This is a genomic window from Halorubrum sp. SP9 (genome assembly GCF_005435015.1).
Taxonomy (GTDB): Archaea; Halobacteriota; Halobacteria; order Halobacteriales; family Haloferacaceae; genus Halorubrum; species Halorubrum sodomense.
This window is the reverse complement of sequence record NZ_SGXU01000115.1, coordinates 1-1,261: the sequence shown is the minus strand read 5'-3', so window position 1 is coordinate 1,261 and position 1,261 is coordinate 1. Positions and strand designations below refer to the sequence as shown.

Genomic DNA, 1,261 nt, shown 5'->3' with positions numbered 1-1,261 from the left:
AAGTCGTTGTAGAAATGCCTGAACTGGTTGGTGGAACTCGCTCTGCGGGATCGAGAGAATTGGATCTGGTTTTGTGAGCCGTTCACGGTTAATCTGGACCTGCTGAGTCCGCCCATCTGGTGCGATCTCGATGACATCAAGCTCGGAAAGCAATGTCACCGCCTTTGAGATCGTTCCCTTATTTGCCCCTGTGAGGCTTGCGAGTTCGCTCATCGAGTATGTCGCATACGGCTGATCTATGAGAACGTTGAGAACGTCCTGCATTGCCTGGTATCGGAATACCCGATCCTCCGGAAACGGATACTGTAACTCTATTGAGATCGACTCTTTCCTATTAGGCATACGATTCCTATTAGGAAACGGTGTAAAAATCTGGCGGTGAACTGGCCAAATTACGGCGTGCTAGACTGTAGCCCTCTGAGTTCGTCTTCTATGTCCGCAGGGCCTCTCCGACTCGTGCCTCGATCATCTTCGTAAGCTAGGGTTCAATAGCAGAGTAGTCGGACCATCTACTGGTTCTCATCACTTGTACTGAGAGATTCGTGAATCCCCTCTCTATGTCATGGCGGTTCCACTCTGTTATCTAATGGTGTGTCTCTAGGCGTACAATTTACTGATTAACTCCTCCATCTAAGTCTTCATCAGTAGGGGGCTCACCAACCCGTCCAAAACGTCTCCCTCGGAATATGAAGGGTTGAGTATTAATCCATTCTGTAAATGTCCGGTCGGGGTCTTGGAGTATCGGTGTTTTGTGGCCGGTGAGTGGATGTTTAATGGGATCAACCCCTCCCGGTATGAAATCAATTCGAGCAGTCGGGTCGAGGCGACCGTCCTGAATCTTTTCAACGGTTTCCTCACCGATGTCGCGAGTGACTCTGTGACGTCCATACGAGTCAAATCCAGACATGATGTCAGAAGACGACTCTCGGGCGATGTACTCCAAATAAAGCGTCGTTCCGAACCAAAGCTGTGCCATCTCGTCTAAGTTCATCTGGGTGAGAGAATCGAGACCACTAGACCAGCCACTAGCCACACTCTCCCACCTTACGATCTGCTGTCCTGTCTTGAGCTCATATCTGATTGCTGCCGATGTTAGTTCTGCCATTGAACCGTATACACTACCAATCAATTGCTCCACAGGGGTCACCGGCTCAACGTGCTCGCTGTTCTGTGCTCGGAGCCACTGATGGTAAGTTAGATCATTTACCTCCATATCGGATTCAGCAACCGTTGAGATGAGGCTTGGAAAGTGGCGAATCAA

At 49.7% G+C, this 1,261-nt stretch carries 2 protein-coding genes; both read right to left on the bottom strand.

The features are described 5' to 3' along the window. Positions 1 to 342, bottom strand: a 342-nt coding sequence (locus EXE45_RS16710) for a helix-turn-helix domain-containing protein (RefSeq protein ID WP_274595484.1), incomplete at its 3' end; no start/stop codon positions are given. A 268-nt stretch (positions 343 to 610) separates the two neighbouring features. Then, the coding region (locus tag EXE45_RS16705) for a hypothetical protein (RefSeq protein ID WP_206750486.1) at positions 611 to 1,261 on the bottom strand (651 nt) is incomplete at its 5' end.